The sequence below is a fragment of the Ochrobactrum soli genome (genome assembly GCF_003664555.1).
Lineage (GTDB): Bacteria > Pseudomonadota > Alphaproteobacteria > Rhizobiales > Rhizobiaceae > Brucella > Brucella teleogrylli.
The window spans coordinates 1-1750 of the sequence record NZ_RCHH01000044.1 but is presented as its reverse complement, the minus strand read 5'-3'; the positions used below and the strand labels follow the sequence as shown (position 1 = coordinate 1750).

Below are 1750 nucleotides of genomic sequence, written 5' to 3'. Positions count from 1 at the left end.
GCATGTGTGGAATTATCGGTATTATCGGCAAGGATGAAGTCGCGCCGCTTCTGGTCGATGCTCTGAAACGACTGGAATATCGCGGTTATGACTCCGCCGGTATCGCCACCTTGCAGGGCGGCAGGCTTGACCGCCGTCGTGCGGAAGGCAAGCTCGTCAATCTGGAAAAGCGCCTTGCCGGTGAGCCGCTTCCGGGCGTGATAGGCATCGGTCATACGCGATGGGCTACCCATGGCAAGCCGGTGGAGCGTAATGCGCATCCGCACATCACCGAGCGCCTTGCGGTGGTTCATAACGGCATTATCGAGAACTTTGCCGAACTGCGCACCATGCTGGAAGCCGAAGGCCGCAAGTTCCAGACCGAAACCGACACCGAAGCCGTTGCGCATCTGGTGACCCGTGAGCTGGAAAAGGGCAAGTCGCCGGTTGAGGCCGTGCGCGATTGCCTGCCGCAGCTTCATGGTGCATTCGCTCTCGCATTCCTTTTTGAAGGCGATGAAGAACTGCTCATCGGCGCTCGTCAGGGCCCGCCGCTGGCTGTCGGTTATGGCGATGGCGAGATGTTCCTCGGCTCGGACGCGATTGCGCTGTCGCCCTTCACCGACACCATTGCCTATCTGGAAGATGGTGACTGGGCTGTACTGACCCGCAAGGGCGTCACCATTTATGACGAGGGCAACAATCAGGTCGAGCGCACGATCCAGAAGACGCAGACGGCCAATATGCTTGTTTCCAAGGGCAATCATCGTCACTTCATGCAGAAGGAGATGTTCGAGCAGCCGGAAGTGATTTCCCACACGCTTGCCAACTATCTCGATTTCACCACCGGCAAGGTGCGTCAGGAAGCGATCGGCGTCGATTTCAGCAAGATTGACCGTCTGACGATTTCCGCCTGCGGCACGGCCTATTATGCGGCATCGGTGGGTAAATACTGGTTCGAACAGATTGCCCGTCTGCCGGTCGATAGCGATATCGCATCGGAATTCCGCTATCGCGAAATGCCGTTGTCGAAAGATTCGCTGGCGATGTTCGTTTCCCAGTCCGGCGAAACGGCGGATACGCTGGCATCGCTGCGTTATTGCAAGTCGCAAGGCTTGAAGATTGCCGCCGTCGTTAACGTCACCGGCTCGACCATCGCGCGTGAATCCGATGCCGTGTTCCCGACGCTTGCCGGTCCGGAAATTGGCGTTGCCTCCACCAAGGCCTTCACCTGCCAGCTTTCGGCCATGGCGTCGCTCGCCATCGCCGCCGCCAAGGCGCGCGGCGCGATTGACGATGCGCGCGAACAGGAACTGGTGCGCCAGCTTTCCGAAGCCCCGCGTTTCCTCAATCAAGTGCTGAAGCTGGAAGATCAGATCGCGGCAGTTTGTACCGATCTCGCCAAGGTCAATCACGTTCTTTATCTCGGTCGTGGCACGTCCTTTCCGCTTGCCATGGAAGGCGCGCTGAAGCTCAAGGAAATCTCGTATATCCACGCCGAAGGCTATGCCGCTGGCGAGTTGAAGCACGGCCCAATCGCGCTGATCGATGAAACCATGCCGGTCATCGTCATTGCACCGTCTGACCGTCTTTATGAAAAGACCGTTTCCAACATGCAGGAAGTGGCGGCCCGTGGCGGTCGCATCATCCTGATCACCGACAGACGAGGTGCGGAAAGCGCCAGCGTCGATACGATGGCAACGATCGTCCTGCCGGACGTGCCGGAATTCATCACGCCGCTGGTCTATGCGCTGCCGATCCAGATGCTGGC

At 58.7% G+C, this 1750-nt stretch carries 1 protein-coding gene; it reads left to right on the top strand.

Translation table 11 applies throughout. The features are described 5' to 3' along the window. Nucleotides 1-2: 2 nt before the first annotated feature. On the top strand, nt 3-1750 hold a 1748-nt coding region (glmS, locus tag D8666_RS23880; RefSeq protein WP_121539680.1), incomplete at its 3' end, for a glutamine--fructose-6-phosphate transaminase (isomerizing).